The organism is Streptomyces rugosispiralis, from assembly GCF_024505145.1.
Lineage (GTDB): Bacteria > Actinomycetota > Actinomycetes > Streptomycetales > Streptomycetaceae > Streptomyces > Streptomyces rugosispiralis.
This window is the reverse complement of sequence record NZ_JANIAA010000151.1, coordinates 1-1,494: the sequence shown is the minus strand read 5'-3', so window position 1 is coordinate 1,494 and position 1,494 is coordinate 1. Positions and strand designations below refer to the sequence as shown.

Here is a 1,494-nt window from a genome sequence, read left to right as displayed (position 1 = left end):
ATCGTCTACTCCTCCGCCGCCGGAGTCCTCGGCAACGCGGGGCAGGCCAACTACGCCGCCGCCAACGCCTTCCTGGACGCCTTCGCCCAGTGGCGGCAGGCCCGCCATCAGCCCGCCACCTCACTGGCGTGGGGGCTGTGGAGCGACACCAGCACGCTCACGGCGACGATGGACGCAACCGACGTACGCCGCACCCGGCGCGCGGGGGTGCTGGGCATGGACAACGCCGAGGCGCTGCGGGTGTTCGACGCCGGGCTGCGGTCCGGACTGCCCGCGCTCGTGGCCGCGAAGATCGACTTCGCCGCCCTCCGCACACCGGACGCCGAGGTGTCCCCGCTGCTGCGCGGGCTCGCACGGCCGGTACGGCGCACCGCGCGGGCCGCGGCCGCGGCCCCGGCGGCCGGTGGCCTCGCGGGGCAGCTGGCCGGGCTGTCCCCCGCCGGGCAGCGGGAGTTCCTGCTCAACCTGGTGCGGGCGGAGGCCGCGGTGGTCCTCGGCCACACCGGTCCGGAGGCGATCGAGCCGACGGTGGCGTTCAAGGAAATGGGCTTCGACTCGCTGACGGCGGTCGAGCTGCGCAACCGGCTCAACTCGGCGACCGGGCTGCGGCTGCCCGCCACGTTGCTCTTCGACCACCCGACCCCGGCCCTTCTCGCCGAACTGCTCCACACCGAGCTGGGCGGCGGCCCGGCGCCCGCCGCGGCGGCCCCGGTGGCCGTGCGCACCGGGGCCGCCGCGGACGAGCCGATCGCCGTGGTGGCGATGAGCTGCCGGCTGCCGGGCGGGGTGGCCGACCCCGACGGGCTGTGGGACCTGCTGCTCGCCGAGCGCGACGGCATCACCGACTTCCCCCGCGACCGGGGCTGGGACCTGGAAGCGCTGTTCGACACGGACCCGGACCACAGCGGCACCTCCTATGTGCTGCGCGGCGGTTTCCTCGAGGACGCGGCCGGTTTCGACGCGGACTTCTTCGGCATCTCGCCGCGTGAGGCGCTGGCGATGGATCCGCAGCAACGGCTGTTCCTGGAAGCCTGCTGGGAGGCGTTCGAGCGGGCGGGCATGGATCCGACGGCGGTGGGGGGCCGGGACATCGGCGTGTTCGCCGGTGTCATCAACCAGGACTACGGCGTGCGCAGCGGGCCCGCCCCCGAGGACCTGGAGGGCTATCTGCTCACCGGCTCGGCGACGAGTGTCGCCTCCGGCCGGGTGGCCTATGTGCTGGGCCTGGAGGGCCCGGCGGTCTCGGTGGACACGGCGTGCTCCTCCTCACTGGTGGCCATGCACTGGGCCGTACAGGCGCTGCGGCAGGGCGAGTGCTCGATGGCGCTGACCGGGGGCGCCACGGTGATGGGGCGGGCCTCGGCGTTCGTGGAGTTCTCGCGCCAGCGCGGTCTGGCGCCGGACGGCCTGTGCAAGGCGTTCGGCGCGGGCGCGGACGGCACGGCCTTCAGCGAGGGCGTCGGCGTACTGCTGCTGGAGCGGCTGTCCGACGCC

1 protein-coding gene is annotated in these 1,494 nt (G+C 74.8%); it reads left to right on the top strand.

Going from position 1 to position 1,494, the window contains the following annotated elements; genetic code table 11:
* Positions 1-1,494: beta-ketoacyl reductase (locus tag NP777_RS46785; RefSeq protein ID WP_256656305.1), on the top strand; the 1,494-nt coding region annotated here is incomplete at both ends.